Here is a 25146-nt window from a genome sequence, read left to right on the forward strand (position 1 = left end):
CGGTCCTCAGCGGAGCGTGTCGACGTGCCGCTGGGCCACCTCGACGAGCGCGGCGGCCGCGTCTTCGGCCTCGGCCACACCGGCGAGGCCCTCGCCCAGGTCTGGCAGGGCGTGGCAGGCGACCCCGAGCCGTGTCGCCGTGTCGAGGGTGCGCCGGCCCACGGCACCGGCGGGCGATGCGGCGACGAGCACTAGGTCCGACGCCGCGATCGCCGCATCGACGCGCTGGAGGTCCCACAGCACGTCGGCTCCGCGCACCAGGTCGGCCCCGAGGGCGGCCGCCAGCCCGAAGGCGAGTCCACCACCCGCCCCGCTGCCGGGCTGGACGACCGCTGCCGACGCCTGCAGGTCCCGGCTCGCCACCTCGGCCCAGGCGTGCAGCCCGGCCGTCAGCGACTCGGCCTCCCCACCGCCGATCTCGACGTCGGCGGCGAGGTGCTCGGGCGCCTCCAGCAGCGTCGCGTCGTGCTCGGTGAGCACCTGCACGTCGACACCGGACCAGTCCTGTGACCAGCCGGGCTCGACGGCACGGACCCGTGGCAGGTCCGACGCGCCGATCTTGAGCCCGGAGCCGTCCTCGACACGCAGACGCCACCCCAACGCCGTCAGCGCGCCCGCGCCGCCATCGACCGCGGCCACCTGTGCGACGTCGACGAGGATCCGGCGGGCGTCGGCGTCGCGGGCGGCCTGGAGCAGTTCGCCCACCCCGTAGGTCGTGGCGAGTCCGACCGAGGCGCTACCTCCCGGCGCCAGCGCGCCGGCGGCGACGCGTGCGGCCTCGACGAGCGCGGTGCCGTCCTCACGGAGCAGGAGCGCCGCCTCCACCGGATGCCCGTGCGGCCCGGCGGCCTCGGTGACGAGCCAGGTGTCGTCCGGTCCCGCGAGCGTCTCGAGCACACCGGGGCCGCCGAGCGTGACGGGGAGCGCAACCACGTCGTCGGCGGGCGCGTGCCGTCGCCACACGCCACGAACCAGCGAGGCGACCGCGGGCGCCGCGACGCCGGGCGTGGGTTCGGCCACGACCAGGACCTGCACGCCCGCCTCCTCACCGTCGTCGACGCGGCGGGAGCCTACTTGCCCTCGACATGGCGATCGGCGCCGGTTCCGGTACCCTGCCGCAGTAATGGTCACCTTGACCACAACTGACCGGGGCGCCGAGGAGGCCGTCCTCGGCGAGAGGACTGATCGTGACCGCTCCGCGCCCTGCGGCGGCTCCTGCCCGCAACACGAGTTCTACGCCCACCATCCCGCTGGGCTCGCCGCTGCTGTTGCTCGGACGTGGCGCGGATCCGGCCACCGAGCGCGGCGTGGTCTGCGCCGGGGACCTGCCCGCCGCCGATGACCCGACCCTGGTCGACCGCGCCCGCCGCGCGAAGGACACCCTGGGCGACCAGGCCATGATCCTGGGCCATCACTACCAGCGCGACCAGGTGATCGAGTTCGCCGACGCGCGTGGCGACTCCTTCGAACTGTCCAGGCAGGCATCGGTCGCGCAGGCGCCCTTCATCGTGTTCTGCGGAGTGCACTTCATGGCGGAGTCGGCCTCGGTGCTCGGCCGTGACGACCAGACGGTGATCCTGCCGGACCTGGCTGCCGGTTGCTCCATGGCGGACATGGCCGAGGGACACCAGGTGGTCGACGCCTGGGCGCGGCTCGAGCGAGCCGGCGTCGCGGAGCAGACGGTGCCCCTGACGTACATGAACTCCACGGCAGCGATCAAGTCGTTCTGCGGCGAGCGGGGCGGCGCCATCTGCACCTCGTCCAATGCCCCCGCGGCGATGCGCTGGGCGTTCGAGCAGGCGCCCGCCGCCGGGGGCAAGGTGCTGTTCCTGCCCGACCAGCACCTCGGCCGCAACACCGCCGTCCTGGGGCTCGGCCTGGCACTGGACGACTGCGTCGTCTACGACCCGTGGCAGCCCGACGGTGGGCTCACCGACCAGCAACTGCGCGACGCGCGTGTCCTGCTGTGGAAGGGGCACTGCTCGGTGCACGCGCGGTTCCAGCCCGAGATGGTGGGCCGGATCCGCGACGAACTGCCGGGCGTCGAGGTCCTGGTGCACCCCGAGTGCCGCCACGAGGTGGTGCTCGAGGCCGACCGCGTCGGCTCGACCGGGCAGATCATCCGCTGGGTCGAGGAAGCACCGGCCGGCGCGCGCATCGCCATCGCCACCGAGCTCAACCTCGTCAAGCGGCTCGGTCAGGAGCATCCCGACAAGGACATCGTCTTCCTCGACGACACGGTCTGTTTCTGCGCCACGATGAACCGCATCGACCTGCCGCACCTGGTGTGGGTCCTCGAGGCACTGGTCGACGGCGAGGTGGTCAACGAGGTCCGGGTCGACGCGGACACCCGGCACTGGGCCCGCGTGGCGCTCGAGCGCATGCTCGCCCTGCCCGGGGACGGAGCGTCGCTCACCGCCGCGGGCGCCAGCGTCGGCTGACACCGGCTCCCGCGGCGCGCCGGCGCACCGACCCTCAGAGTCCGAGAATGGTGCGCACGAGTCGGTCGCGGACACGGTCGGGCAGTACGGCGTGCGCAGCCCGGAGCACCGCGACCTCCGGGCCGACGCGATAGCGCGTCCGCGGTCGGCGTACGCGCAGGGCGCGGCCGATGGCTTCGGCGACCAGGCCCGGCGGATGCATCCGGTCCTCGAGGGCCTCGATGATCGACAGCGACCGGTCGTAGGCGGATCGCTTCGTGCTGCCCGCGCGTAGTTGGCGCAGGTCCTCCTCGGCACGACGCCAGATCTCGGAGCGGATGCCGCCCGGCTCGACGAGGACCACCTCGACGCCGTCGGCCGCGACCTCCGCACGCAGCTGGTCGCTGACGGCGGACAGCGCCTGCTTGCTGGCCTGGTACCAACCGGTGCCGGGAGCGCCGAGGTGCACGATCCCGGAGCTGACGTTGACGATCCTGCCGCCGCCGCGGCGGCGCATGGCCGGCAACACGAGGCGCGCGAGATCGAGCGGCGCCAGCACCATCACCTCGAACTGCGCCCGCGCGGCGGCTCGGTCGACGTCCTCGATGAGCCCGGCGTTGAAGTAGCCGGCGTTGTTCACCAGGCCGTACCACGGTCGCTGGCCCACCGCGCTGGCGCACGCGTCCGGGTCGGCGAGATCGAGGTGCAGGGTCTCGATCGGCGTCCCCTGATCGTCGGCTGCGGACCGGATCCGCTCGCCGGCGGCGTCGTCACGAACGGTTCCGGTCACTGCGAAGCCGAGCTGCGCCAGGTGCAGCGCCGTGGCACGGCCGATCCCCGAGCTGACGCCGGTCACCAGCACCTCGGGGGCGTTCATGGGCTCTCCTCCAGCGTCCATGCCGAGGATGCGGCGACGACACCCGGCGTGCCTCGTCGCTTGCCGCCGAACGTCACCGGGCCACGTCCAGTCCGGCCAACCAGGGCCGGTGGGCCGGTCCCGGCCCTCTCCCCCGCTCCCGGTCGTGTCTAGCGTGGGTGGCGACGTCACGAGGTCTACCGCTGGGCACCTTCACCAACGTGTGGCACCGTGCCCGCGACCGTGCCTCGGCACTGCGGGAACGGCTGCCACCTCGCGCCCGCAACCTCCTGGAACGGCTGCTCGACCGCGACCTGATCGCACAGGCCAGCAGCCTCGCGTTCTTCGGCCTCGTGTCGGCGCTGCCCCTGCTCATGCTGACCTTCGCCCTGGTCGCCGCCGTCGCGGGCGAGGACACCCTGCAGCAGTTCGTCGAGCAGGCGGGCTCGGAAGGTCCCGAGGGCAGTGCGCAGTTCCTCGAACAACTCGCGGGCAGCGGTGGCTCCTTCACCTTGGCGACCGTCGTCTTCACGCTGTGGCCCGCCACCGCCTACGGCGGTGGGCTCCGGCGCGCGCTGCTGCGCGCGAGCGGTGACGAGGAGACGGCGGCCGGGATGCGGGGCCGTGCACGAGCCCTGGGCCTGGTGCTCCTGCTCCCCGCGCTGATGCTGGCCGGGCTGCCGCTGGTGTTCGTGCTGTCCCATCTCTCGGGCGACGGGTTGCTCGCCACGGTGCTGGCCTGGATCCTGGCGCTCGGCGGCGCGACCGTGCTGGGCGGGGCCATCACCGCGGTGCTGTACCAGGCGTTCGCACCGGCCGACCTCGGCTGGCGCGGCACGGCGGCCGGTGCGCTGCTGACCTCGGCGACGACGGCGGTGTTCTCCGTCGGGTTCGTCGTCTACCTGCAGGTCGCCGACACCGAGGACCGCTTCGGCGGCGGAACCATCGCCGTGGTCGTCATGCTCGGCCTGTGGTTGTTCGTCGCGAACGCGTTGTTGCTCGCCGGCTACCAGGCCGTCCTCGCCGTCGAGGAACACGGCTGACCGGCCTGTCCGGCCGTGCAGCGGCCGCCACCGCCTCGCGGGGATAGCGTGCGTCGGTCGCGGATCTGCCGCGCGGGACCGACAGGAACGAAGGTGGACAGCCTCGCTCGCTACCGCCGGGCGCTCGAAGGACTGCTGGGTGTCCCGGCGACCGAGGGCAACGCCGTCGAGGTACTCCGCGACGGCGTGGAGATCTTCCCGTCGATGCTCGACGCCATCGAACACGCCGAGCGGACCGTCGACCTGCTGACGTTCGTGTACTGGCAGGGTGAGATCGCCGAGCACTTCGCCAAGGCGTTGTGCCAGCGGGCGAAGGCCGGTGTGCGCTGCCGGGTCATCCTGGACGCCCTCGGCGCGCGCCACGTGCAGAACGACATCGTCGAGGCGATGGAGGACGCCGGCGTCCAACTCCACTGGTTCCGGCCGCTGCTGCCCGGCTCGGGTCCGGGCCATCGGACCCACCGCAAGGTGCTCATCTGCGACGAGCAGGTGGCGTTCACCGGGGGGATCGGCATCGCCGACGAATGGGACGGATCCAGCGACGACGCCTCCGGCTGGCGCGAGACGCAGATCCGTCTGCAGGGTCCGGTCGTCGACGGCCTGCGCGCCGCCTTCGCCGACGACTGGCTCGACGCCGAGTTCATGCTCTTCGACGAGCACGACCGCTTCCCCGACCAACCGCAGCACGGCGCCACGACGGCGATGGTGGTCCGCAGCGAATCGGAGCACGGCTGGTCCGACGGCGCGCTGCTTCGGCACGCCCTGCTGGAGTTGGCCCAGGAGCGGGTGCGCATCACGACGGCCTACCTCGCACCCAGCCAACCGATGCTGGACGCGCTCTGCCGCGCGGTCAGCCGTGGCGTCCAGGTCCAGATCCTGCACCCGGGTCCCCAGACCGACAAGGAGATCGCCCGCCTGGCCGCCGAGAACGTCTACGACGACCTGCTCTCGGGTGGCGTCGAGTTGTACGAGTTCCAGCCCACGATGCTGCACGCCAAGGTGCTGACCGTCGACAATCTGCTCGCGGTCGTCGGCTCCTCCAACCTCAACATGCGCTCGTTGTCGCACGACGAGGAGGTCGACGTCGTGCTGTTCGACGACGAGGTCACCGCGACCCTCGATGCGCACACGGACCAGGACCTGCAGCGGTGCGAGCGCGTCGACGAGTCCTGGAACGAGCGCAGCCCGGCCCGCTGGGCGCCCCAGAAGCTGGTCGGCCTCATCGATCACTGGACCTGAGCGCCGAGGAGCACAGGAGGGTCAGCCCTTCGGGTCGCGCTCGACGAACGGGGGCTTGACCACCTCGAAGGGCACCGGCGTCCCGCGGACGTCCACGACCACCCTCGTGCCGGCGTCGACGTCCCGCGCCAGCAGCGCCAGACCGATGCCGACGCCGGCGGTCGGCGAGAAGGATCCCGAGGTCACCCGCCCCACGTCGCGCTCGCCGGCCAGCACCCGCATACCGGCCCGCGGCGGGCGCCGGCCCTCGCCACGAAGACCCCACAGTCGCCGCTGCGTGCCGGCCTCCTCGGCGGCCACCAGCGCATCACGGCCGACGAAGTCGCCGCGGTCGAGCTTGACCGCCCAGCCCAGGCGCGCCTCGCCGGGAAGGACGTCGGTCGACAGGTCGTTGCCGTGCAGCGGGTAGCCCATCTCCAGGCGGAGGGTGTCGCGGGCGCCCAGGCCGCACGGTGTCGCGCCCGCATCGAGCATCGCCTGCCACACACCGGCGGCCAGGGGTCCGGGAACGACCAGCTCGGCGCCCACCTCGCCCGTGTAACCGGTCCGGCAGAGGTAGACGGAGCCGCCCGCCAACGGCACCTCCACGACGCCCAGATAGGGGACGTCCGTCGGGTCGAAGCCACTGCCCAGGGCCCGACACGCCACGGTCAGGGTGTCCAGCGAACGCGGCCCCTGGACGGCGACGATGGCCCATTCGGCGCTCTCGTCGACGACCTCGACGTCGCGGCCGCGGCCCTGCTCCCGCAAGCGGCCGACGACGGCGGCGGTGTTGGCCGCGTTCGGGACCGTCATCCAACGGTCGTCGGCGAGGCGGTAGACGATCAGGTCGTCGACGATCCCACCACGCTCGTCGCAGCACAGGGTGTACTGCGAGGTGCCGTCGTCGAGCCGCGCGGGGTCGTTGGTGAAGCTGGCGGCGATGGTGGCCTGCGCGTCGGGACCCTCGACGAAGACGGTGCCGAGGTGCGACACGTCGAAGACCCCGACGTCGGTGCGGACCGCCTCGTGCTCGGCCACCGTGCCGGTGAACTGCAAGGGCATGGACCAGCCCGCGAACGGGGCCAGCTTCGCGCCGCTGGCCACGTGGTGGGCCGTGAGCGGCGTGGGGCGCGGGTCGGTCACGAACATGCTCCTCGCGGCGTGCGGGGCGGTCACCGTAGCCCGCCCCGCGGCCGGGTCGTCGTCTGCAGGTGCCAGCGGCCGTCCGCTAGGTTCGGCGCCGACGCGCGCGTCAGTGCAACCGCTTCGCCGGACGCGGCCGAGCCCCGCCGCAGCGAGTTCGTGCTGACCCGAGCGCCCACCCGGGAAAGGCCCCCGCTTCTCCCGCCGACCGTCCCCCGCGGCGCCGACGACCATCGTGCCCGCGCACACGAGGAGATCCCCCACGTGGCCACCGAGGTCGAACTGCCCCAGCTGGGCGAGTCCGTCACCGAGGGCGTCATCACCGCCTGGCTCGTCGAGGTCGGTGACGAGGTCGACGTCGACCAACCGATCGTCGAGATCTCGACCGACAAGGTCGACACCGAGATCCCCTCCCCCGTCGCCGGCACCGTGCAGGAGCTGAAGGCGAACGTCGACGACACCATCGAGGTCGGCCAGGTCATCGCCGTCATCGGCGAAGGCGCCACCGGCGGCTCGGACGACGGCGGCGACGCCGGCGCCGACACGGACGCCGCCACCGGCGACGACCAGCAGGTGGCCCCCGAGCCCGAGCCCACCGAACAGGGCCAGGACGCGTCGGCGCAGGGCGCACCCGCCTCCGGCGGCGGCGAGTACGTCGGCGGCGCCGGCGGCACGCCGACCGGCCCGTCCGGCGGGGAACAGCCCTCCGGTGCGCGGATCCAGAGGGGCACCGACCACGACGTCGACCTCATCGTGCTCGGTGGGGGGACCGGCGGCTACTCGACCGCGCTGAGGGCCGCGCAACTCGGGCTCGAGGTCGCCCTCGTGGAGAAGGACAAGGTCGGCGGCACCTGCCTGCACTGGGGCTGCATCCCGACCAAGGCCGTGCTCCAGACCGCCGAGGTGGCCGAGACCGCGCAGGACGCCGCCGACTTCGGCGTCACGCTCGACTACCAGGGCATCGAGGTGAAGGCGCTCAACGCCCACAAGGACGCCGTGGTCGACAAGATGTGGAAGGGACTGCAGGGGGCGCTGAAGGGCCGCGGTGTCGAGACCGTCGCCGGCACCGGCAGGCTGACCGCGAAGGACACCGTCGAGGTCACCGGCGAAGGCGGCGAGACGCGCACCATCAAGGCGCCGGCGATCGTGGTCGCCACCGGCTCCGCCCCCCGCGAGCTGCCGTTCGCGAGGTTCGACGGCAAGCGCATCATCTCCTCGGACCACGCGCTCAACCTCACCAAGCTGCCGAAGAAGGCCATCGTCCTCGGCTCCGGCGCCGTCGGCATGGAGTTCGCGACCGCCTGGAACGCGTTCGGGGTCGAGGTGACGGTCGTCGAACTCGAGGACCGGCTGCTGCCGCTCGAGGACGCCGATGCCTCCAAGGAGATCGAGCGCGCGTTCCGCAAGCGTGGCATCACCGCGATGACGTCCGCGAAGTTGTCCGAGGTCAACGCCACCTCGCGCTCGGTGACCTGCAAGGTCGAGACGAAGAAGGGTGTCGAGGAACTGAAGGCGGACCTGCTGCTGGTCGCCGTCGGACGCCGCACGGTCACCGAGGACGCCGGGCTCGAGGACGTCGGGGTCGAGATCGACGAGCGCGGCTTCGTGGCCGTCGACGAGTACTGCCGGACCTCCGTCGAGGGTGTCTGGGCCGTCGGCGACGTGATTCCGACGCTCGGGCTGGCACACGCCTCGTTCGCCGAGGGCATGCTGGTCGCCGATCAGCTCGCCGGCCTCGAGGTCCTGCCCATCGACTACAAGGGCGTCCCACGCGTCACCTACTCCCACCCCGAGGTCGCGTCGGTCGGCTACACCGAGGCCCAGGCCAAAGACGCCGGCTTCGAGGTCGTGCTCGAGAAGTACCCGTTCCAGGCGCTGGGTCGTGCCGCCATGGTCAAGGCCACCGGCATGATCAAGCTGGTCGCGGAGAAGGACGACGACGCCGAGGGCGGCGCCGGCCGCGTCCTGGGCGTCCACATCGTCGGCCCGCGGGCGACCGACCTCATCGCCGAGGGCCAGCTGATCTACAACTGGGAGGCGCTGCCCACCGACGTGGCGCACCTCGTCCACGCCCACCCGTCGTTCAGCGAGGCGATCGGCGAGGCGCACCTCGCGCTGGCCGGCCGCGCGCTGCACGGCTGAGGCGACCAAGTCGTCCGTCGTCGTCGCGACGTCGGACCCACACCGCACAGGAGAGCACCCGTGGCCGAGGTGGAGCTGCCCCAGCTGGGCGAGTCCGTCACCGAGGGCGTCATCACCGCCTGGCTCGTCGAGGTCGGTGACGAGGTCGACGTCGACCAACCGATCGTCGAGATCTCGACCGACAAGGTCGACACCGAGATCCCCTCCCCCGTCGCCGGCACCGTGCAGGAACTGAAGGCGAACGTCGACGACACCATCGAGGTCGGCCAGGTCATCGCCGTCATCGGCGAAGGCGCCACCGGCGGCTCGGACGACGGCGGCGACGCCGGCGCCGACACCGACACGGACAGCGGCGACCAGGCCGCGGCGGACGACGAACCGACGGCCGACACCGAGCCGGAGGCAGACACCCAGCCGCCGGCGGAACCTGGACCGGCCAAGGCCGCGTCACCCAAGCCGGCACCCAGCGCCTCGACGGACGGTGGCGGCACCGCCGGTGAGAAGGCACTGACCTCGCCGTTGGTGCGGCGGCTGCTGCGCGAGGCCGGGTTGTCGACCTCGCAGGTCCAGGGCAGCGGACCCGGCGGGCGCATCACGCGTGAGGACGCCGAGCGCGCCGTGGCCAGTGGCGGCGAAGGGGCTCCGGCAGCTGCGGGCCAACCGGCGGCCGCGCCAGCCGCTGGCACGGTGGCACCGCCTCCGGCACCCGCCGCGCCCAGCGACCGCAAGCGGCCCGAGGCCTCCCCGTTGCAGATCGACTTCGGCGGTCAGCGCGAGGTCACCCAGGAGCTCTCGCGGGTCCGCAAGGCGACGGCCAAGGCCATGATGACCGCGATGCAGACCACGGCGCAGCTCACCGCTGCGGTCGAGGTCGACGTCACCTCGATCATGCACCTGCGCGCCGCCTACAAGGACGCGTTCAAGGCCAAGGAGGGGGTCAGCCTCTCGCCGCTGCCGATCATCTCCCGCGCCGTGTGCATGGTGCTGCCGCGCCACCCGGCGCTCAACAGCACCATCGACATGGACTCGGGAACGGCGACGTTCCACAACTTCATCAACCTCGGCATGGCGGTGGACACCGAGGCCGGGCTGCTGGTCCCCAACGTCAAGGACGCACAGGACCTGACCGTGCCCGGACTCGCGCGCCGCATCGGCGACATCGCCGGGCGGGCCCGGTCGAAGAAGCTGCAGCCCGACGACATCTCGGGCGCGACGTTCACCATCACCAACACCGGCTCGCGCGGCACCCTGTGGGACACCCCGATCTTCACGCCACCGCAGGTCGCCATCCTGGCCACCTGCGCCATCGAGAAGCGCGCGGTCGTGGTTTCCGACGCCTACGGCGACTCCATCGCGATCCGGTGGATGACCTACCTGTGCCTGAGCTACGACCACCGGATGGTCGACGGCGCCGACACCGCGCGGTTCCTGCAGGACCTCAAGTACACGCTCGAGACCCACGACTTCACGCCGGAGCTCGGGCTCTAGGAGTTCTCGTGGACGAGCTCGCCCCGTCTCGACGCCCCGCCGCCGACCCGCGTTCCCTGCGGGCCGCCGGCGGGGCGCCGTTGGCGGTCCTGCGGCCGGGCACGGTCCCTTACCCGCTGGCGTGGGACTGGCAGCGGCGGCTTGCGCAGGCACGCGCCGACGGGGCGCTCGAACGCGACGTCGTCGTGCTCCTCGAGCATCCTCCGGTGTACACGCTGGGCCGCCGGGCCGATCGCACCAACCTGCTGTTCGACGAGGCGACCCTGCGGCGGCGAGGCATCGAGGTGGTGCCCGTCGACCGCGGCGGGGACGTGACCTACCACGGCCCCGGGCAGCTGGTCGGCTATCCGATCCTGCAGCTGGTCGGCATGCGCGTCGTGGACTACGTCCGGGCGCTCGAGGAGATCCTGATCCGCGCCCTCGCCGAGGTCGGCGTCACCGGTGCACGTTCGCCGGGCTACACCGGGGTGTGGGTCGGCGACGAGAAGGTCGGCGCGATCGGTGTGCGGATGTCGGCCGGCCGGGTCACCACGCACGGGTTCGCGCTCAACGTGCGGCCCGACCTCGACGACTTCACCGGCATCGTGCCGTGCGGGATCGCCGATCGCGGCGTGTGCTCGCTGGCCAGCCTCGGTGTCGAGGTCACGGTCGACGACATGGCCGACCGGATCGAGGCGGCCATGACGCAGGTGCTCGGCGCTACCCTCGAACCGACCTCCCTGGACTCCCTTCTCCCCTCGATCTCGAAGGTCGCCTCGTGACCGATCGACCCGTCGTCCCGCCCGGTGCTCGCACGCTGAACGTGGTGGGCCGCGAGCAGATCCAGCGCGCCGGCGTGGTTCGCAAGGCCATCGACACCTCGCTCCCGCAGGGTCGCAAGCCCGACTGGCTGAAGGTCAAGGCCAGCTTCGGTGACAACTTCAAGGACGTCACCAAGCTGATGGAGGGCCTCGAGCTCAACACGGTCTGTGCGCAGGCGCGCTGCCCCAACATCTACGAATGCTGGGAGATGCGCGAGGCCACGTTCCTGATCGGCGGCGAGGACTGCACCCGTCGTTGCGGCTTCTGTCAGATCAAGACCGGCAAGCCCAAGGGCTACGACGTCGACGAGCCACGTCGCGTCGCCGAGGCGGTCGAGCACCTCGAACTGCGCTTCGCCGTGGTCACCATGGTGGCCCGCGACGACCTCGACGACTCGGGGGCCTGGTTGGTGGCCGAGACGATCCGCCAGATCCGTGCCCGCACCCCCGACGTCGGTGTGGAGGTGCTGCCCAGCGACTTCGGGTACGGGCACGACCCGATGAAGGGCGCAGCCGCCCTCGAACAGGTCGTGGCGGCCGAGCCCGACGTGTTCGCCTTCAACCTCGAGACCACACGGCGACTGTTCCCCGTGATTCGGCCGTCGTTCGACTACGACCGGGGCCTGGAGTTCCTGTCGCTGGCCCGCGAACGTTTCCCCGCGACCACCGCGGTGAAGTCGAACCTGATCGCGGGGATGGGCGAGACCGACGAGGAGATCCTCGCCTGCATGCGGGACCTGAAGGCGGCCGGCGTCAACACCCTCACCATCGGCCAGTACCTGCAGCCCTCGGCCAACCACCTCCACCTCGACCGCTACGTTCCGCCCGAGGCGTTCGCGCGCTTCCGGGCCTACGGCGAGGACGAGCTCGGGTTCGACCACGTCGAGTCCGGCCCGATGGTGCGCTCGAGCTACCACGCCGGGCAGCAGGCCATCGACGCGAAAGCGTGGGCGCCGTCCGCCGGTCAGCCCGGAGCTCCGCTGCCGATCGTGTGACGCCCGCGCGGCGCGCCCGTCCTCGACGATCGACCGGGTCGGGGGCATTGCGGCGTGCATGACGCCCCTCCACGCTGGGCGTGCCACGCCGTGAGGCGCCGCGACCAGCTCGTCGCTGGGCGGTGCCCTGCGGGCACGCCACGTCCGTGACGAGAGGGATCGCACCATGGGAACGTCCGATGCACCGCACACGCGAGGCCGGGGAGGCGTCGCCATCGGTGCGGCACTCGCCCTCGCCGCCGTTCCTGCGGCCGCGCAGGCCCAGTCCTCGCCCTACGACCGTGGCATCGACGCGGCCTGCCAAGCTCGCGCCCAGGCCGCCGACCAGTTCGCCGACGTCGCTTCGGGTGACGCGCATGCCGGTGCCATCGGTTGTCTGTGGGTCTATCGCGCCGTGCACGGCCGGTTCGTCGACGGCCAGCAAATCTACGATCCCGCCGGCGCCGTCACCCGCCAGCAGATGGCGTCGTTCGTCGCAAACGCGCTCGATCGTCTCCCGGACGCCGTCCACGCGCTGCCGCCCGCCAGCAACGGGCCGGACTTCGAGGACGCCGCCGCGATCAGCCAGGCGCACACGGACAACGTCGACCGGTTGCAGCAGGCCGGCATCATCGCCGGCCACCGCGACGGTTCGTTCCGTCCCGGGCTGACGATCGACCGGGCGCAGATGGCGGCCCTGCTCGCGCGCGCCATCGAAGACGTCATCGACGGCGAGCTTCCGCGGGCGGACGGGACGCCGTACGAGGACGTCGGCGGCGAGCATCGCGACAGCATCGAGAAGCTGACCGCGATCGGGGTGGTCCAGGGGCGCACCGCCGATCGCTACGAACCGGCTGCCACGACCACCCGGGCCCAGATGGCCACCATGCTCGCCCGCACACTCGACTACTTCGCCAGCGAGGGTCACCTCCACCCGGTCGCCTACGCCCCGGGCACGGCGGCAGCGAGCCTGGCGATCACCGACGTCGACACCGGGGCCCACACCGGCTTCGACCGCGTGACGTTCACGCTCGAGGGGTCCGACGACCTCGCCGGCTGGGACGTCCGCTACGTCGACGAGGCCGTCGCGCAGGGCAGCGGACAGCACGTCGACGTCGACGGTGACGCCATCATCGAGGTGAACCTGACCGGGATGGCACTGCCGGGCGACACCGACGAGGAACGGTGGGACGAGGGGCGGATCCGCGTCGATGGTGCTGGCATCGTCGAAATCGTCGACCTGAGCGTCTACGAGGGCCACCAACAGATCTTCATCGGCACGACCGGACACGTGCCCTTCACCGTCGACCGCCTGGCCGACCCCCAGCGGGTCTACCTCGACGTCACGCACGGTTCCTGACCGGCAGCGTTCGCACACGGGAGCCCGGGGCCGTCGCCCCGGGCTCCGACGCGTGGGACCGGTAGCGGCCCGCGACAGGCCTTCGGACCCTGGGCCACCCGACCTGCACGGAGGAGACTCGGTCAAGCGCCGGACACGCCCCGGCACCGCAGGACGGCGTCGGGGTCACACCTCGTAGGAGGTCTCGACATGAGTGCGATCGCCACGCCGCGTTCCCCGGAATCGGCCGACCCCCCCGTTCCATCGCCGTTGCGATGGGTCCGTCGCTTCCGCGACGGCACCGCGGACCAGCGGTTCCTGCTCGGCGGGAAGGGAGCGAACCTGGCCGAGATGACCCGCATGGGTCTGCCCGTCCCCACCGGGTTCACCATCACCACCGACGCGTGTCGCGCCTACCTCGCGTCCGGCGGCCTCCCCGAAGGATTGATCGACGAGCTCCGGGTCGTGGTCGCCGAGATGGAGCAGACGACCGGTCTGCGCTTCGGCGATCCGGACATCCCGCTGCTGGTCTCGGTGCGCTCCGGTGCCGCCTTCTCCATGCCCGGCATGATGGACACGGTGCTCAACCTCGGCCTCACGAACACGTCGCGGATCGGCCTCGCCGCCCGCACGGGCGATCCCTGGTTCGCCGCGGATGCCTACCGACGCCTGCTGGAGCTGTACGCGAGCGTCGTGCTCGAGGTCGACGCCCAGACTCTTCACCGGGCAACGGGTCGGGTCCTGACCATGCACGGGGTCAAGGACGCCAGCGGACTCGACCTGATCGGCCTCGAGGACCTCATCGGGGTGCTCGAGGTGACGATCGCCGATCAGTGCGACCGCCCCTTCCCCGACGATCCGTGGCAGCAGCTCGAGGAGGCCGTGGCGGCGGTCTTCCGGTCCTGGAACGGTCGCCGCGCCCGGGACTACCGCCGGGTCGAGGGCATCGCCGACGACCTCGGCACGGCCGTCAACGTCCAGCTGATGGTCTTCGGCAATGCCGGGACCGACTCGGGGACCGGCGTGGCCTTCACCCGCGACCCTGCCACGGGCCGACGGCGGCCTGTGGGTGACTTCCTGCTCAACGCACAGGGTGAGGACGTCGTGGCGGGGGTGCGCAACATCCTGCCGTTGGACCAACTCGCCGTGCACTTCCCCGACTGCGCCGTCGAGCTCGACCGCGTCATGCACGCGCTCGAGGTGCGCTACCGGGACATGTGCGACGTCGAGTTCACCGTCGAACACGGCGTGCTGTACATGCTGCAGACGCGGGTCGGGAAGCGCACCGCCATGGCTTCGCTGCGCATGGCGGTCGAGATGGCCGAGGAGGGCCTGATCACCCGCGAGGAAGCGATGCGGCGGTTCCGTACCGACGAACTCGAACGTCTGCTGCACCCCCGATTCGATCGGCAGGCGTCGTACGAGGTGCTGACTCGAGGTCTGGCCGCATCGCCGGGTGCCGCATGTGGTCGGGCGGTGTTCGACGCCGACGAGGCGCAGGCCCTTGCCGAGTCGGGCGAGCAGGTCCTGCTCGTGCGCACGAACACCTCGCCGGCCGACTTCCACGGCATGGTCGCGGCCCAGGGCGTCCTCACCAGCCGGGGTGGGCTCGTCAGCCACGCCGCCGTGGTCGCACGAGGTCTGGGGAAGCCGGCGGTGTGTGGCGCGGAGGAACTGGTCGTCGACCGCAGCGGTACGTTCGCCTCCGTCGGGAGTGTCCGGATCCGGGCGGGTGACCTGCTCTCGATCGACGGCACCACCGGCGACGTCGTGCTGGGCGAGGTACCGGTGCTGCCGCCGGACATGCCGCCCGAGCTCGAGCGCCTGTTGGCCTGGGCGGACGCGACCCGGCGCCTGGCCGTCATCGCCAACGCCGACACCGCGACGGATGCGGTGACGGCCCGCGACGCGGGGGCGACGGGGATCGGGCTGTGTCGAACCGAGCACCAGTTCCTCGGCGACCGGCTGCCCCTGGTCCAGGCAGTGATCCTGGCGGAGACGGACCAGGAGCGCCTGGCTGCGCTCGGCGCGCTCGAGCAGGTCCAGCAGGCCGATTTCGAGGCGCTGTTGAGGGTGATGGACGGGCTTGCCGTGACCGTGCGTCTGCTCGATCCTCCGCTGCACGAGTTCCTGCCCGAGCTCGACGGGCTGTTGGTCGCCGACGCGCGCGGGGAGCTGTCCCCGAAGGACGCCAAGCTGCTGGAGGCCGCGTTCGCCTGGCGGGAGGTCGACCCGATGCTGGGCATCCGCGGTGTGCGGCTCGGACTCCTGCTGCCAGGGGTGTACGAGGCCCAGGTCCGCGCCCTGCTCCGTGCCGCGGCGGCGCGGCAGCGGGCGGGCGGAGACCCGCGCGTCCGCATCATGATCCCTCTGGTGATCGACGCGAACGAGCTGTCGGCCGCCCTGGCCCTGGTGCGCCGTGCCGCAGGCGACGTGGAAGCGGAACTCGGCGAGGTGGTGCCGTTCCAGGTCGGCGCCATGGTCGAGACGCCCCGCGCCGCGTTCCTGGCCGGCCAGCTGGCACCGCTGGTCGACTTCCTCTCGTTCGGGACCAACGACCTGACCCAGATGACGTTCGGGTTCTCGCGCGACGACGTCGAGGCCCGCCTCATGCCCCACTACCTCGAACACGGTCTCCTGCCGGCCGATCCGTTCGCCACCCTCGACGAGGCCGGGGTCGGCGAGCTCGTCCGCCTCGCCACCGCGGCGGCCAAGGAGGCACGGCCCGTGATCGAGGTCAGCGTCTGCGGCGAGCACGGTGGTGACCCCGCCTCGATCCAGCTGTTCGAGCGGTACGGCCTCGACGACGTGTCCTGCTCGCCGTCGCGCGTCCTGGTGGCCAGACTCGCGGCCGCCCAGGCCGCGCTCGGCGAACGCGACACGGACCGGGACCGCTGAGCAGCAGCAGACCGCCCCGGGGCGGCCGGCGCCGTGCGCCCGGCCGCCCCGCGGCCCGTGTTCAACGTTGGTCGAGCGCCTCGGCGCCATCCGCGGCTTCGTTGACCTGCGGGCGGTCGTCGGCGTCGGTCGGGAGCAGTTCGGCGAGCTCGTTGGGTGCTCCCGTGTCCCCCTGTTTCGAGGCGCGGACCGCACGCTCGAGGGTCGACTCCGACGGCAGCGGCATGCGGTAGGGGGCCGCGTCCACGCCCCCGACCGCCGCGGGCTGCTCGGTACGCAGCCACACCGTCCGCTGCGAGAAGGGGATCTCGATCCCGGCCGCGTCGAAGGCGTTCTTGATCCGCCGCCGCAGTTCACGGGTGATGGCCCACTGCTCCCCCGGCTTGGTCTTGATGACCAGCCGCACGTCGACGCTGTCGGCACCCAGGGCCTGGACGCCCCAGATCTCGGGTTCGTCGAGGAACAACGGCGCGTAGTCGGGTTCGTGCGCCATCTCGCTCGCCACGCGCCGGATCAGTTCGGACGCGACGTCGACGTCCATCCCGTACGCGACGCCGACGTCCAACAGCGCCCGCGCCCACTCCTGGCTCATGTTGCCGACCCGGCGGATCTCGCCGTTGGGAACGTGCCAGAGGGTGCCCTCGACGTCACGGATGCGGGTGGTGCGCAGCGTGACCCCTTCGACCACGCCGGTGGCCTCGCCGACGTTGACGACGTCGCCGACGCCGTACTGGTCCTCGAGCAGCATGAACACGCCGGACAGGAAGTCCGAGACCAGGTTCTGCGCCCCGAAGCCGACGGCGATGCCGATGATGCCGGCACCGGCGACCAGCGGACCGAGGTTGAACCCGAAGGTGCCGAGCACCATGGCCACCGCGATGACCCAGACCACCACGGTGAGCACGCTGTTGGCCAGGGCACCGAGCGCGTCGGCGCGCTGCGCGCGGCGCTCGGAGACCCGTGCCCGGCCCTCGGCGGTGCGGGCGTGACGGCGACGACGGAACCGTTCGCCGTCCGGCTCCTTCACCTCGGCGATGGCGCGGCGCAGCACCCGCCGGATGAACCACAGCACGGCCCATGCGACCACGACGATGACCGCGATCTGGAGCGCGGGCTCCACCGCGTTCTCGATCAGCCCGATGACCCAGTCCGACAGCTCGGTGTGTTCCTCGAGGTATTCCGTGATCGGCCGTGACGTCTCGCCACCCGTGGCGTCGCCGAGATCGACCCCACCGCCGTCGGTGGCGCCGGTGACCGCATCGGCCGCGAGCTCGAAGGTGTCGGTGTCCATGGGCGAAGGCACTCCTCGTGACTCCGCCGGAGGCTACTCGCGTGCGGCCGCAGGGCCTCGGGCTGACCTTGCGACGGGGCGACCACGCGGGGCGTCGAGGCACAGCGCAACTAGGGTGGGCGGCAGTTAACCGGTGCGTAACGTCGGCGACACGGTGGTGACGCAGCAGCTCCGTAGCGTTCGTCGCGGCAGGTCGCATCCCGCACACCGAACCGAACACGCAAGGAGCAAGAAGTTGGCCAGCTCACCGCAGTCAGCAGAGGACGTCCTCGGCCTGATCGAGAGCGGGGGGTTCGAGTTCGTCGACCTGCGCTTCATCGACCTGCCGGGCGTCACGCAGCACACGACCTTTCCCGTCACCAACATCGATGCCAGCACCTTCGAGGACGGCATCTACTTCGACGGGTCGTCGGTCCGCGGCTTCCAGGGCATCCAGGAGTCGGACATGCTCCTGGTCCCCGACCCCACGACCGCGTTCGAGGACACCTTCCGCGCGCGCAAGACGCTGGTGATGTACTGCCACATCCACGATCCGATCACGGGCGAGGCCTACTCGCGCGACCCCCGCAACATCGCGCGCAAGGCCGAGGCCTACCTGGCGTCCACCGGAATCGCCGACACCGCCTTCATGGGCCCCGAGGCGGAGTTCTTCATCTTCGACTCGGTCCGTTTCGACTCCCAGGGCAACGGTTCGTTCTACGAGGTCGACTCCATCGAGGGCGCCTGGAACACCGGCCGTGACGAGGAGGGCGGCAACAAGGGCTACAAGCCCCGTACCAAGGGCGGCTACTTCCCCGTGCCGCCGATGGACCACTTCACCGACCTGCGGTCGGAGATGGTGCACAACCTCGAGAAGTTCGGGATCCAGACCCAACTGCACCACCACGAGGTCGGCTCGGGCGGCCAGGGCGAGATCGGCATCGAGTTCGACACGCTCGCGAAGATCGCCGACAAGCTGATGACGTTCAAGTACGTGGTGAAGAACACCGCGCACGCGGCCGGTCACTCGGTCACGTTCATGCCCAAGCCGATCTTCGGCGACAACGGCTCCGGCATGCACACCCACCAGTCGTTGTGGAAGGACGGCGAGCCGCTGTTCTTCGACGAGTCCGGCTACGGCCAGCTCTCCGACGTCGCGCGCTGGTACATCGGTGGCCTGCTCGAGCACGCACACGCCGTGCTCGCCTTCACCAACCCGACGACGAACTCCTTCCGGCGCCTGGTGCCCGGCTACGAGGCACCGGTCAACCTGGTCTATTCGGCCCGCAACCGTTCCGCGGCCGTGCGGATCCCGGTCTCGGGTGAGAGCCCCAAGGCCAAGCGCATCGAGTTCCGCGTGCCCGACCCCTCGTGCAACCCCTACCTGGCGTTCGCGGCGCAGCTGATGGCCGGCCTCGACGGCATCCGCAACAAGATCGAGCCGCCGGACCCGGTCGACAAGGACATCTACGACCTGCCGCCCGAGGAGCTCCGCAACCTGCCGTCAGTGCCACGTTCGCTCGAAGAGGCACTGGCCGGCCTCGAGAGCGACCACGAGTTCCTGCTCGAGGGCGGGGTGTTCACCGAGGACCTGATCGACACCTGGATCGAGTACAAGATGGACGCCGAGGTCGCGGCGATCGCGCTTCGCCCCCACCCCCACGAGTTCGAGCTGTACTACGACATCTGATCGCACCTGCGTCCGTTCGAGGGTCCCTCGCCGGCTCCCATCGCGGCCGGCCCTCGTCCGCGCTCAGTCGGCGGGTTCGCGACGCACCACCTCGACGAGTTCGTAGGCGAGTGAGGAACCGTCCGCCGGTGGGTCGTCGTCGGTGACCCGGACCCGCAACTCGTAGGCGTACCCCGGCTCGTGGGTGAACCCCTCGATCTGGTCGTAGAACCGTTCCCACTCTGCGTCCGGGGCGCGCCGGACCTGCAGGCACTCCATCACGCCCTCGCCCTCGCAGGTGACCCGGTCGCCGGCCACCTCGAGCGTCACCGTGTCGGGATCGCCGGCAGACTCGCTGGCCCCGCCGCTGTCTGCTCCACCACCGCAGCCCGTCAGCGCGAGCACGCTCGCGACGACGATCGAGCGTCCCGAGCCACACTCGCGCATGGTCACCGGCGCAGGGCGGGTGCAGCAGCGAACGCGATCGGGTCGGCGCCGACGGCGACGGCGTCCGCCATCCGCTGCAGGGCATCGACGGCGACGTGGCGGACGTGGGGGGCGGCGGCCTCCCGACGTCGCACCACGCGTGGGTCGACGTGCCCGAGGCGCAGAACGATGCCGCGCGGCGCGCCGGTCTCGCGGATCGCCAGGAAGCCGTGGGTGAGGGCGCGTTCGGGATCGAAGCGCGGGTCCACGACCGCGATCGCGACGTCGCCGCTGACGATCACGTCGCCACGCACCTCCGTTGGCCGGCCTGCCGCTTCGAGGATGGCACGGACCACCTCCAGCGGACGATCCGGCCGGCGGACCCGGTGCCGCACGTCGGGAGGCAGGTCGAAGCGGTCGGCGAACGGACGCGCCGCGACGACGACGTCCTCCGGCGCCGAATCCGCGCGGACCGAACCGTGCAGTTGGGGCCGGGGCACCACCGAGGGGGCGCGACTCCGACGTGCCTGGGGCTCGTGGAGCTGATCGGGAAGTGCCACCTCCGGCAGAGGGGTCGGGCGGAGCTCCGTGCCCAGCACACGACCATGTGCGTCGAGCACCTCGACGCGGTCGATGGTGGCGTCGGACTGCAGGGCCCGCAACGCCGTCTCGCGGACCAGGCGCTGGAGCGCGGGGTCCCTGGGATCGTCGGCGACCAGGTCGAGGACGACGCGGGCGCCCGCCATCGACGCGTCCTCGTCCCAGGGTTCGGTGGCGGCGCGCGGCGTCATCGGCCGCCGCCACGCCCACACGGCCAGGACGACCACGACTGCCACCAGCAGCCCGGCGGTCAAGACGCTCAGCGTGGTCATGCCTCGATCATCCGCCGACGCGCTTCGCCTGTCCAGCCGCTGCGTGTTCGGCCCGGGAGGCGCTGCGTTCACGCAGCCGTGGATCGGTCGCGTGTCACCCAGCGCAGGGTGCCGAGTCCCGCGCCGAGGCCGAGGGCGGCCAGGCCGGGGCCGACGCCGGCGACCACCCAGCCGAACGCGGCGTCCAGCGACCATCCGCCGGGTCCGGACACCGCCAGGCCGAAGGCGACGGCGATGAGGTAGTAGTTCAGTTCCCAGCCGTTGCCCGCCGACCAGAAGCCCTTGCTCGTGGCATTCTGGTAGGCGGCGACCGTCATGACCCCGATGACCCCGGCCGCGGCCAACGGCGTGAACAGCCCGACCGCGAGCCCCAGTCCACCGGCGATCTCCGTCGCGCCGGCCATGGCGGCGGCCGCGCGCCCGTTCCCGAAACCCAGGCTCGCGAACCAGCCGGCCGTGGCACCGAAACCACCACCGCCGAACCAGCCGAAGAGCTTCTGGAACCCGTGGGCAGCGAACACCGTGCCGACGAGCACCCGGATGAGCAGCAGACCGGCGTCCACCGAAGCCGGGAGATCGGCCTCGCTCATCGCAGCACGCCGACGAGCCAACCGGCGATCAGCAGCGCCACCAGGACGATGGCGATGGTGGCGACCGGACCGCCCTTCGCGATGCGGTTCAGAAACCCGTCGGCGCGATCGACGTCGCGTTCCTCGGCGTTGGGGTCGGTCACGACGCCACCTCCTCGCGGGTGGGTACGAGCGCGGCGACGGTGACCTCGTCGACGACGCGGTCGGCCTGCTCGAGCGTCTGCGGGTCGATCCCGGCCCGGACGACGGCAACGGTGAACATGCCGGCGGCCCGGCCGGCGGCCACCCCGACGCCGGTGTCCTCGACGGCGGTGCAGACACCGGCGGGCAGCCCCAGTCCCCGGGCCGCCGCCACGTACGGGGTCGGATCGGGCTTGTGCAGGGGCACGTCGTCCGCGCCGACCACCACGTCGACCAGTTCGGTCAGCGCGCCGCGGTCGAGCACCTGCACGACGTGGGCGTGGCTCGAGGAGGACGCCATCGCCAGCGGGACGCCGGCCGCCGCCAGGGCACGCATCGTGGCGACCGTGTCCGGATGCAGCTGCAGGTCCTCGTCGAACAGGCGCTGGAAGCGGTCACGCAGGCGGGCCAGGAACGCGTCCCGCTCGCCGAGATCGGCACGCGCGGCGAAGTAGTCCCAGCACCACGGGAAGGGTCGTCCGATGACGTTGGCGAAGTCGGCGCGCGAGGGTTCGTAGCCGTGCTCGCGAAGCGTGCGTTGCCACGCCATGTCGGACAGGCGCTCGGTGTCGGCGAGGGTTCCGTCGCAGTCGAAGACGACGGCCGTTGGCAGGTCAGGAGTCATCGTCGGCAGTCTAGGAGCGTCCCGGCCCGCCACGGACACGAGGCCCCGGTCACCGGTCCCAGCGACGGGCGGTGAGCTCGCGCACCTCGGCGTACCGCTCGCGGACGAAACCGCTGCCGTGCGAGGCCACGCGATGCACGGCCGGCTCCGTGGCCGCCTCCCAGACCGGTGGGCGCTCACCCCCGGCGAGCACCCAGGCGGCCTGGCGCGCCGCCCCGTCCGCGACGTACTCGCCGGCCGGCGGCACCTCGACGTCGACACCGAGCAGGCCCGGGGCGATGTGCTGGACCGCCTCGGAGCGGGCGCCTCCTCCGATGAGCTGCAGCCGGCGCACCTCGACGCCCTGGCCGCGGATCTCGTCCAACCCGTCGGCGAGCCCGCAGAGCAGCCCCTCGACCGCGGCCCTGGCAAGGTTGGCTGGTGTGAGGTTGTCCGGACGCAGGCCGTGCAGGGCGCCCATGTCGTCCGGGCGGTTGGGCGTCCGCTCGCCCTCGAGATAGGGCACGAGCACGAGACCGTCGGCGCCGGAGGGTGCCGACAACGCCAGGCGTGCGAGTTCGGCGTGGTCGACGGCCAGCAGGCGGCAGGCGGCATCGAGCACGCGCGAGGCATTGAGCGTGCACACCAGCGGCAGGAAGTGGCCCGTGGCGTCGGCGAACCCGGCGACCAGCCCGGCCGGGTCGGCCGTGGGGCGCTCCGAGACGGCCGACACCACGCCCGAGGTACCGATGGAGACGGCGACCTCGCCGGGGGCCAGACCCAGTGCCAGGGCCGCTGCGGCATTGTCCCCGGCGCCCGGTCCGAGGACGACGTCGCCACGCAGGCCGGCGAGCAGGCCGGCCCTGGCGGTGCCGGCCGGTTCCGCGGGGTCGACCACGAGCGGCGTCACGGCGGCATGGCCCAGCCCGAGCTCGAGCAGGTCCGGGCGGTAGGCCTCGGTGTGGGGCGACCAGTACCCCGTCCCGGAGGCATCGGAACGATCCGTCGTCAGCTGCGCGTGGCCAGCGCCGCCCGCGAGCCGCCACGTGAGCCAGTCGTGCGGGAGCGCCACGGCGGCGACCCGTTCGGCGTGCTCGGGCTCGTGCTCGGCCAGCCAGCGCAGCTTGGTGACCGTGAACGAGGCCACCGGCACGACCCCGACGGCCTCGACCCATGCCGTGGCACCGGCGGCCGCGTCTCCGTCACCCAAGTCCCGGATCAGGTCCAGGGCGGCGCCGGCGGACCGGGTGTCGTTCCACAACAGCGCGTCGCGCACCACCTCGCCCTCGCCGTCCAGCGCGACCATCCCGTGTTGTTGGCCGCCGACGGAGATCGCCGCGACGTCGTCCAGACCGCCAGCCTCGTCGACGGCCGCCTGCAACGCCCGCCACCAGTGCTCGGGCGCGACCTCGGTCCCCTCGGGATGGGGCGCCCGACCGCTTCGCACCAGGGCTCCGGTGTCGGCGTCCCTGATCACCACCTTGCACGACTGGGTCGAGCTGTCAATGCCTGCCACGCGTGCCATCGTGGACCCTTCCTGCCGGTCCGTTATCAGCGCGCGCCCAGCAGGTGGCGCATGGCCAGCTGGTTGAGGTGGACGAATGCCGACGAGCGGCCCGCGGCAGCCTCGACGTCGAAGTCCTCGAACGTGCCACGGTCGGCGCGCAGGTCGGCGAGCGACTCGCCCTCACCGAGGGTCGGCTCCGCGAGTTGCGGTACGCGCGAGGCTTGCAGCGCCTCGGCCACCTCCGTGTCGGCCCGGAACGCGGCGGCCCGCTCCTTGAGCAACAGGTACATCTCCATGTTCGCCGCGGCCGAGGCCCAGACGCCGTCGTAGCCCTCGGTACGCGACGGCTTGTAGTCGAAGTGACGCGGACCGTCGTAGCGCGGCCCTCCGCCGGGGAACCCGTTCTCGAGCAGGTCGACCGTGAAGAAGGCCGAGATCAGGTCGCCGTGACCGAAGACGAGGTCCTGGTCGAACTTGATGCTGCGCTGGCCGTTGAGATCGATGTGGAACAGCTTGCCCGCCCACAGTGCCTGCGCGATCCCGTGCGTGAAGTTCAGGCCCGCCATCTGCTCGTGCCCGGTCTCGGGATTGAGACCGACGATGTCACCATGCTCGAGTTCGGCGATGAAGGCCAGGGCGTGTCCGACGGTCGGGAGGAGGATGTCGCCGCGGGGCTCATTGGGCTTCGGCTCCAGCGCGATGCGAAGCTCGTAGCCCTGCTCCTTGATGTAGCCGGCGACCGTGTCGATCCCCTCGCGGTAGCGGTCGAAGGCGGCGTTGAGGTCCTTCGACGCGTCGTACTCGCTGCCTTCGCGGCCGCCCCACATGACGAAGGTCCGGGCTCCGAGTTCGGCCGCCAGGTCGACGTTGCGAAGCACCTTCCGCAGCCCGTAGCGCCGCACCTCACGGTCGTTGGCGGTGAACGCACCGTCCTTGAAGACCGGGTGGGAGAAGGTGTTGGTGGTGATCATGGGCACGACCAGACCGGTCGCGTCGAGCGCGGCACGGAAGCGCTTCAGGATCGCGTCGCGCGTGGCGTCGTCAGAGCCGAACGGAACCAGGTCGTCGTCGTGGAGCGTGATGCCCCAGGCGCCGAGTTCGGCGAGCTTCTCCACCGCGTCGACCGGATCGAGCGGTCCGCGACTCGCGGACCCGAACTGGTCCTGTGCCTGCCACCCGACGGTCCACAGACCGAACGAGAAGCGGTCGTCGCTGGTGGGTGTCGGTGCCATCGAAGCTGCCTCCCGACCCGTGGCGGGTCGCTCGCGGATCACGTCGTCCGCGAACCTACCGCCGCCAAGGGCCGGGAGGCCGGCCGGCCGTCGCCGCCGGGTGGCTACTCCTCGGGGTCGGGGTCGAGCGCACCCGCGACCGCGTCCTTCGCATCGCCCTTGGTCTGCTGACCCTTGCCCTTGACCTCCTGGGTCTTGTCCCCGGTGGCCTTGCCCGCGAGTTCGTTCGCCTTGCCCTTGACCTTGTCGCCCGTGCTGCCCATGTCGTCTCCGTGTTCGGGGTCGTGCGGCGTGCCGCCGCGCCGGACAGTGTCGGCCGGTCGGGCGCCGCTCACACCCGTCCCACGGACCGCGTACGGCCCCGGCCGAACAGCCCTCCCGCTGCGGACGTGGCCGTGGCATGCTCTCGCCCGGCCGGATCGTGTGTTCGCCCGCGACGGCTGCGGACTGATCTTCCGACGCCCCCGACCAC

Annotated in this window: 22 protein-coding genes and 1 pseudogene; 11 read left to right on the top strand and 12 right to left on the bottom strand. The window is 71.7% G+C overall.

The window, feature by feature from the left end; genetic code table 11:
• Nucleotides 1-6: 6 nt before the first annotated feature.
• The gene (locus ACERMF_RS10260; RefSeq protein WP_373668988.1) at nucleotides 7-1035 is read right to left on the bottom strand and encodes a glycerate kinase; all 1029 of its coding nucleotides are present in this window, start codon (nucleotides 1033-1035) and stop codon (nucleotides 7-9) included.
• 149 nt (nucleotides 1036-1184) lie between these two features.
• Between ACERMF_RS10260 and nadA the strand changes: the two genes are divergently transcribed.
• Nucleotides 1185-2441: a quinolinate synthase NadA gene (nadA, locus tag ACERMF_RS10265; protein WP_373669252.1), complete on the top strand. Its 1257-nt coding sequence runs from the start codon at nucleotides 1185-1187 to the stop codon at nucleotides 2439-2441.
• Nucleotides 2442-2475: 34 nt separating this feature from the next.
• On the opposite strand, the gene ACERMF_RS10270 is transcribed toward nadA, so the two are convergent.
• Nucleotides 2476-3297 carry an SDR family NAD(P)-dependent oxidoreductase gene (locus tag ACERMF_RS10270; RefSeq protein ID WP_373668989.1) on the bottom strand — a complete coding sequence of 274 codons (822 nt, stop codon included), beginning with the start codon at nucleotides 3295-3297 and terminating at the stop codon, nucleotides 2476-2478.
• 158 nt (nucleotides 3298-3455) lie between these two features.
• On the opposite strand from ACERMF_RS10270, the gene ACERMF_RS10275 reads away from it, so the two are divergent.
• Together ACERMF_RS10275 and ACERMF_RS10280 are read left to right on the top strand one after the other, a co-directional pair.
• Entirely contained in the window at nucleotides 3456-4319 is an 864-nt protein-coding gene (locus ACERMF_RS10275; RefSeq protein ID WP_373668990.1) for a YihY/virulence factor BrkB family protein, read from the top strand.
• Between the two features lie 93 nt (nucleotides 4320-4412).
• Entirely contained in the window at nucleotides 4413-5558 is a 1146-nt protein-coding gene (locus ACERMF_RS10280; RefSeq protein ID WP_373668991.1) for a phosphatidylserine/phosphatidylglycerophosphate/cardiolipin synthase family protein, read from the top strand.
• Nucleotides 5559-5579: 21 nt separating this feature from the next.
• Here ACERMF_RS10280 and gcvT read toward each other — a convergent pair whose 3' ends face one another.
• Entirely contained in the window at nucleotides 5580-6683 is a 1104-nt protein-coding gene (gene gcvT, locus ACERMF_RS10285) for a glycine cleavage system aminomethyltransferase GcvT (RefSeq protein ID WP_373668992.1), read from the bottom strand.
• A 264-nt stretch (nucleotides 6684-6947) separates the two neighbouring features.
• Between gcvT and ACERMF_RS10290 the strand changes: the two are divergent.
• From ACERMF_RS10290 to ppdK, 7 genes and pseudogenes are all read left to right on the top strand, one after another.
• Nucleotides 6948-7163 (top strand): annotated as a pseudogene (locus ACERMF_RS10290) (biotin/lipoyl-containing protein); the annotation flags it as partial.
• Nucleotides 7164-7400: 237 nt separating this feature from the next.
• A complete protein-coding gene (lpdA, locus tag ACERMF_RS10295) occupies nucleotides 7401-8825 on the top strand; it encodes a dihydrolipoyl dehydrogenase (RefSeq protein ID WP_373669253.1) in 1425 nt (474 codons plus the stop codon).
• Between the two features lie 60 nt (nucleotides 8826-8885).
• Nucleotides 8886-10313: a 2-oxoglutarate dehydrogenase, E2 component, dihydrolipoamide succinyltransferase gene (gene sucB / locus ACERMF_RS10300; RefSeq protein WP_373668993.1), complete on the top strand. Its 1428-nt coding sequence runs from the start codon at nucleotides 8886-8888 to the stop codon at nucleotides 10311-10313.
• Nucleotides 10314-10321: 8 nt separating this feature from the next.
• Nucleotides 10322-11074 carry a lipoyl(octanoyl) transferase LipB gene (gene lipB, locus ACERMF_RS10305; protein WP_373668994.1) on the top strand — a complete coding sequence of 251 codons (753 nt, stop codon included), beginning with the start codon at nucleotides 10322-10324 and terminating at the stop codon, nucleotides 11072-11074.
• The gene (locus tag ACERMF_RS10310) at nucleotides 11071-12108 is read left to right on the top strand and encodes a lipoyl synthase (RefSeq protein WP_373668995.1); all 1038 of its coding nucleotides are present in this window, start codon (nucleotides 11071-11073) and stop codon (nucleotides 12106-12108) included. The genes lipB and ACERMF_RS10310 overlap by 4 nt, the downstream gene beginning before the upstream one ends.
• Before the next feature lie 166 nt (nucleotides 12109-12274).
• Nucleotides 12275-13447, top strand: coding sequence for an S-layer homology domain-containing protein (locus tag ACERMF_RS10315; RefSeq protein ID WP_373668996.1), 1173 nt, complete (start codon nucleotides 12275-12277; stop codon nucleotides 13445-13447).
• 189 nt (nucleotides 13448-13636) lie between these two features.
• On the top strand, nucleotides 13637-16324 hold the full coding sequence (gene ppdK, locus ACERMF_RS10320) for a pyruvate, phosphate dikinase (RefSeq protein ID WP_373668997.1): 2688 nt from the start codon (nucleotides 13637-13639) through the stop codon (nucleotides 16322-16324).
• A gap of 61 nt (nucleotides 16325-16385) precedes the next feature.
• On the opposite strand, the gene ACERMF_RS10325 is transcribed toward ppdK, so the two are convergent.
• The gene (locus ACERMF_RS10325) at nucleotides 16386-17615 is read right to left on the bottom strand and encodes a mechanosensitive ion channel family protein (protein WP_373668999.1); all 1230 of its coding nucleotides are present in this window, start codon (nucleotides 17613-17615) and stop codon (nucleotides 16386-16388) included.
• Nucleotides 17616-17850: 235 nt separating this feature from the next.
• Here ACERMF_RS10325 and glnA point away from each other — a divergent pair, with 235 nt between their 5' ends.
• Entirely contained in the window at nucleotides 17851-19284 is a 1434-nt protein-coding gene (glnA, locus tag ACERMF_RS10330; RefSeq protein ID WP_373669000.1) for a type I glutamate--ammonia ligase, read from the top strand.
• A 63-nt stretch (nucleotides 19285-19347) separates the two neighbouring features.
• On the opposite strand, the gene ACERMF_RS10335 is transcribed toward glnA, so the two are convergent.
• The 8 genes from ACERMF_RS10335 to ACERMF_RS10370 all read right to left on the bottom strand — a co-directional run bounded on the left by ACERMF_RS10335 (nucleotide 19348) and on the right by ACERMF_RS10370 (nucleotide 24937).
• Nucleotides 19348-19710: a DUF4377 domain-containing protein gene (locus ACERMF_RS10335; RefSeq protein ID WP_373669001.1), complete on the bottom strand. Its 363-nt coding sequence runs from the start codon at nucleotides 19708-19710 to the stop codon at nucleotides 19348-19350.
• 2 nt (nucleotides 19711-19712) lie between these two features.
• A complete protein-coding gene (locus ACERMF_RS10340; protein ID WP_373669002.1) occupies nucleotides 19713-20561 on the bottom strand; it encodes a hypothetical protein in 849 nt (282 codons plus the stop codon).
• Between the two features lie 68 nt (nucleotides 20562-20629).
• The gene (locus ACERMF_RS10345) at nucleotides 20630-21151 is read right to left on the bottom strand and encodes a DoxX family protein (protein WP_373669003.1); all 522 of its coding nucleotides are present in this window, start codon (nucleotides 21149-21151) and stop codon (nucleotides 20630-20632) included.
• A complete protein-coding gene (locus ACERMF_RS10350; RefSeq protein WP_373669004.1) occupies nucleotides 21148-21294 on the bottom strand; it encodes a hypothetical protein in 147 nt (48 codons plus the stop codon). Before ACERMF_RS10350 ends, ACERMF_RS10345 begins: the two co-directional genes overlap by 4 nt.
• The gene (locus tag ACERMF_RS10355) at nucleotides 21291-21956 is read right to left on the bottom strand and encodes an HAD family hydrolase (RefSeq protein ID WP_373669005.1); all 666 of its coding nucleotides are present in this window, start codon (nucleotides 21954-21956) and stop codon (nucleotides 21291-21293) included. The genes ACERMF_RS10350 and ACERMF_RS10355 overlap by 4 nt, the downstream gene beginning before the upstream one ends.
• A gap of 49 nt (nucleotides 21957-22005) precedes the next feature.
• Nucleotides 22006-23460, bottom strand: coding sequence for a xylulokinase (gene xylB / locus ACERMF_RS10360; protein WP_373669006.1), 1455 nt, complete (start codon nucleotides 23458-23460; stop codon nucleotides 22006-22008).
• 26 nt (nucleotides 23461-23486) lie between these two features.
• Nucleotides 23487-24674 (bottom strand): xylose isomerase, encoded by a 1188-nt coding sequence (xylA, locus tag ACERMF_RS10365; protein WP_373669007.1) that lies wholly within the window; start codon nucleotides 24672-24674, stop codon nucleotides 23487-23489.
• A 104-nt stretch (nucleotides 24675-24778) separates the two neighbouring features.
• Nucleotides 24779-24937, bottom strand: a complete 159-nt coding sequence (locus ACERMF_RS10370; RefSeq protein ID WP_373669008.1) for a CsbD family protein — start codon at nucleotides 24935-24937, stop codon at nucleotides 24779-24781.
• Between the last annotated feature and the right edge of the window lie 209 nt (nucleotides 24938-25146).

This window comes from Egicoccus sp. AB-alg6-2, assembly GCF_041821025.1.
Taxonomy (GTDB): domain Bacteria; phylum Actinomycetota; class Nitriliruptoria; order Nitriliruptorales; family Nitriliruptoraceae; genus Egicoccus.

What these genes read in the sequence shown, in the direction of transcription:
- ACERMF_RS10270 (WP_373668989.1), bottom strand. Translation starts at nt 3,297, where the DNA reads ATGAACGCCCCCGAGGTGCTGGTGACCGGCGTCAGCTCGGGGATCGGC.
- ACERMF_RS10315 (WP_373668996.1), top strand. Translation starts at nt 12,275, where the DNA reads ATGGGAACGTCCGATGCACCGCACACGCGAGGCCGGGGAGGCGTCGCC.
- ppdK (WP_373668997.1), top strand. Translation starts at nt 13,637, where the DNA reads ATGAGTGCGATCGCCACGCCGCGTTCCCCGGAATCGGCCGACCCCCCC.
- ACERMF_RS10325 (WP_373668999.1), bottom strand. Translation starts at nt 17,615, where the DNA reads ATGGACACCGACACCTTCGAGCTCGCGGCCGATGCGGTCACCGGCGCC.
- ACERMF_RS10335 (WP_373669001.1), bottom strand. Translation starts at nt 19,710, where the DNA reads ATGCGCGAGTGTGGCTCGGGACGCTCGATCGTCGTCGCGAGCGTGCTC.
- ACERMF_RS10340 (WP_373669002.1), bottom strand. Translation starts at nt 20,561, where the DNA reads ATGACCACGCTGAGCGTCTTGACCGCCGGGCTGCTGGTGGCAGTCGTG.
- ACERMF_RS10345 (WP_373669003.1), bottom strand. Translation starts at nt 21,151, where the DNA reads ATGAGCGAGGCCGATCTCCCGGCTTCGGTGGACGCCGGTCTGCTGCTC.
- ACERMF_RS10355 (WP_373669005.1), bottom strand. Translation starts at nt 21,956, where the DNA reads ATGACTCCTGACCTGCCAACGGCCGTCGTCTTCGACTGCGACGGAACC.
- xylB (WP_373669006.1), bottom strand. Translation starts at nt 23,460, where the DNA reads ATGGCACGCGTGGCAGGCATTGACAGCTCGACCCAGTCGTGCAAGGTG.
- xylA (WP_373669007.1), bottom strand. Translation starts at nt 24,674, where the DNA reads ATGGCACCGACACCCACCAGCGACGACCGCTTCTCGTTCGGTCTGTGG.
- ACERMF_RS10370 (WP_373669008.1), bottom strand. Translation starts at nt 24,937, where the DNA reads ATGGGCAGCACGGGCGACAAGGTCAAGGGCAAGGCGAACGAACTCGCG.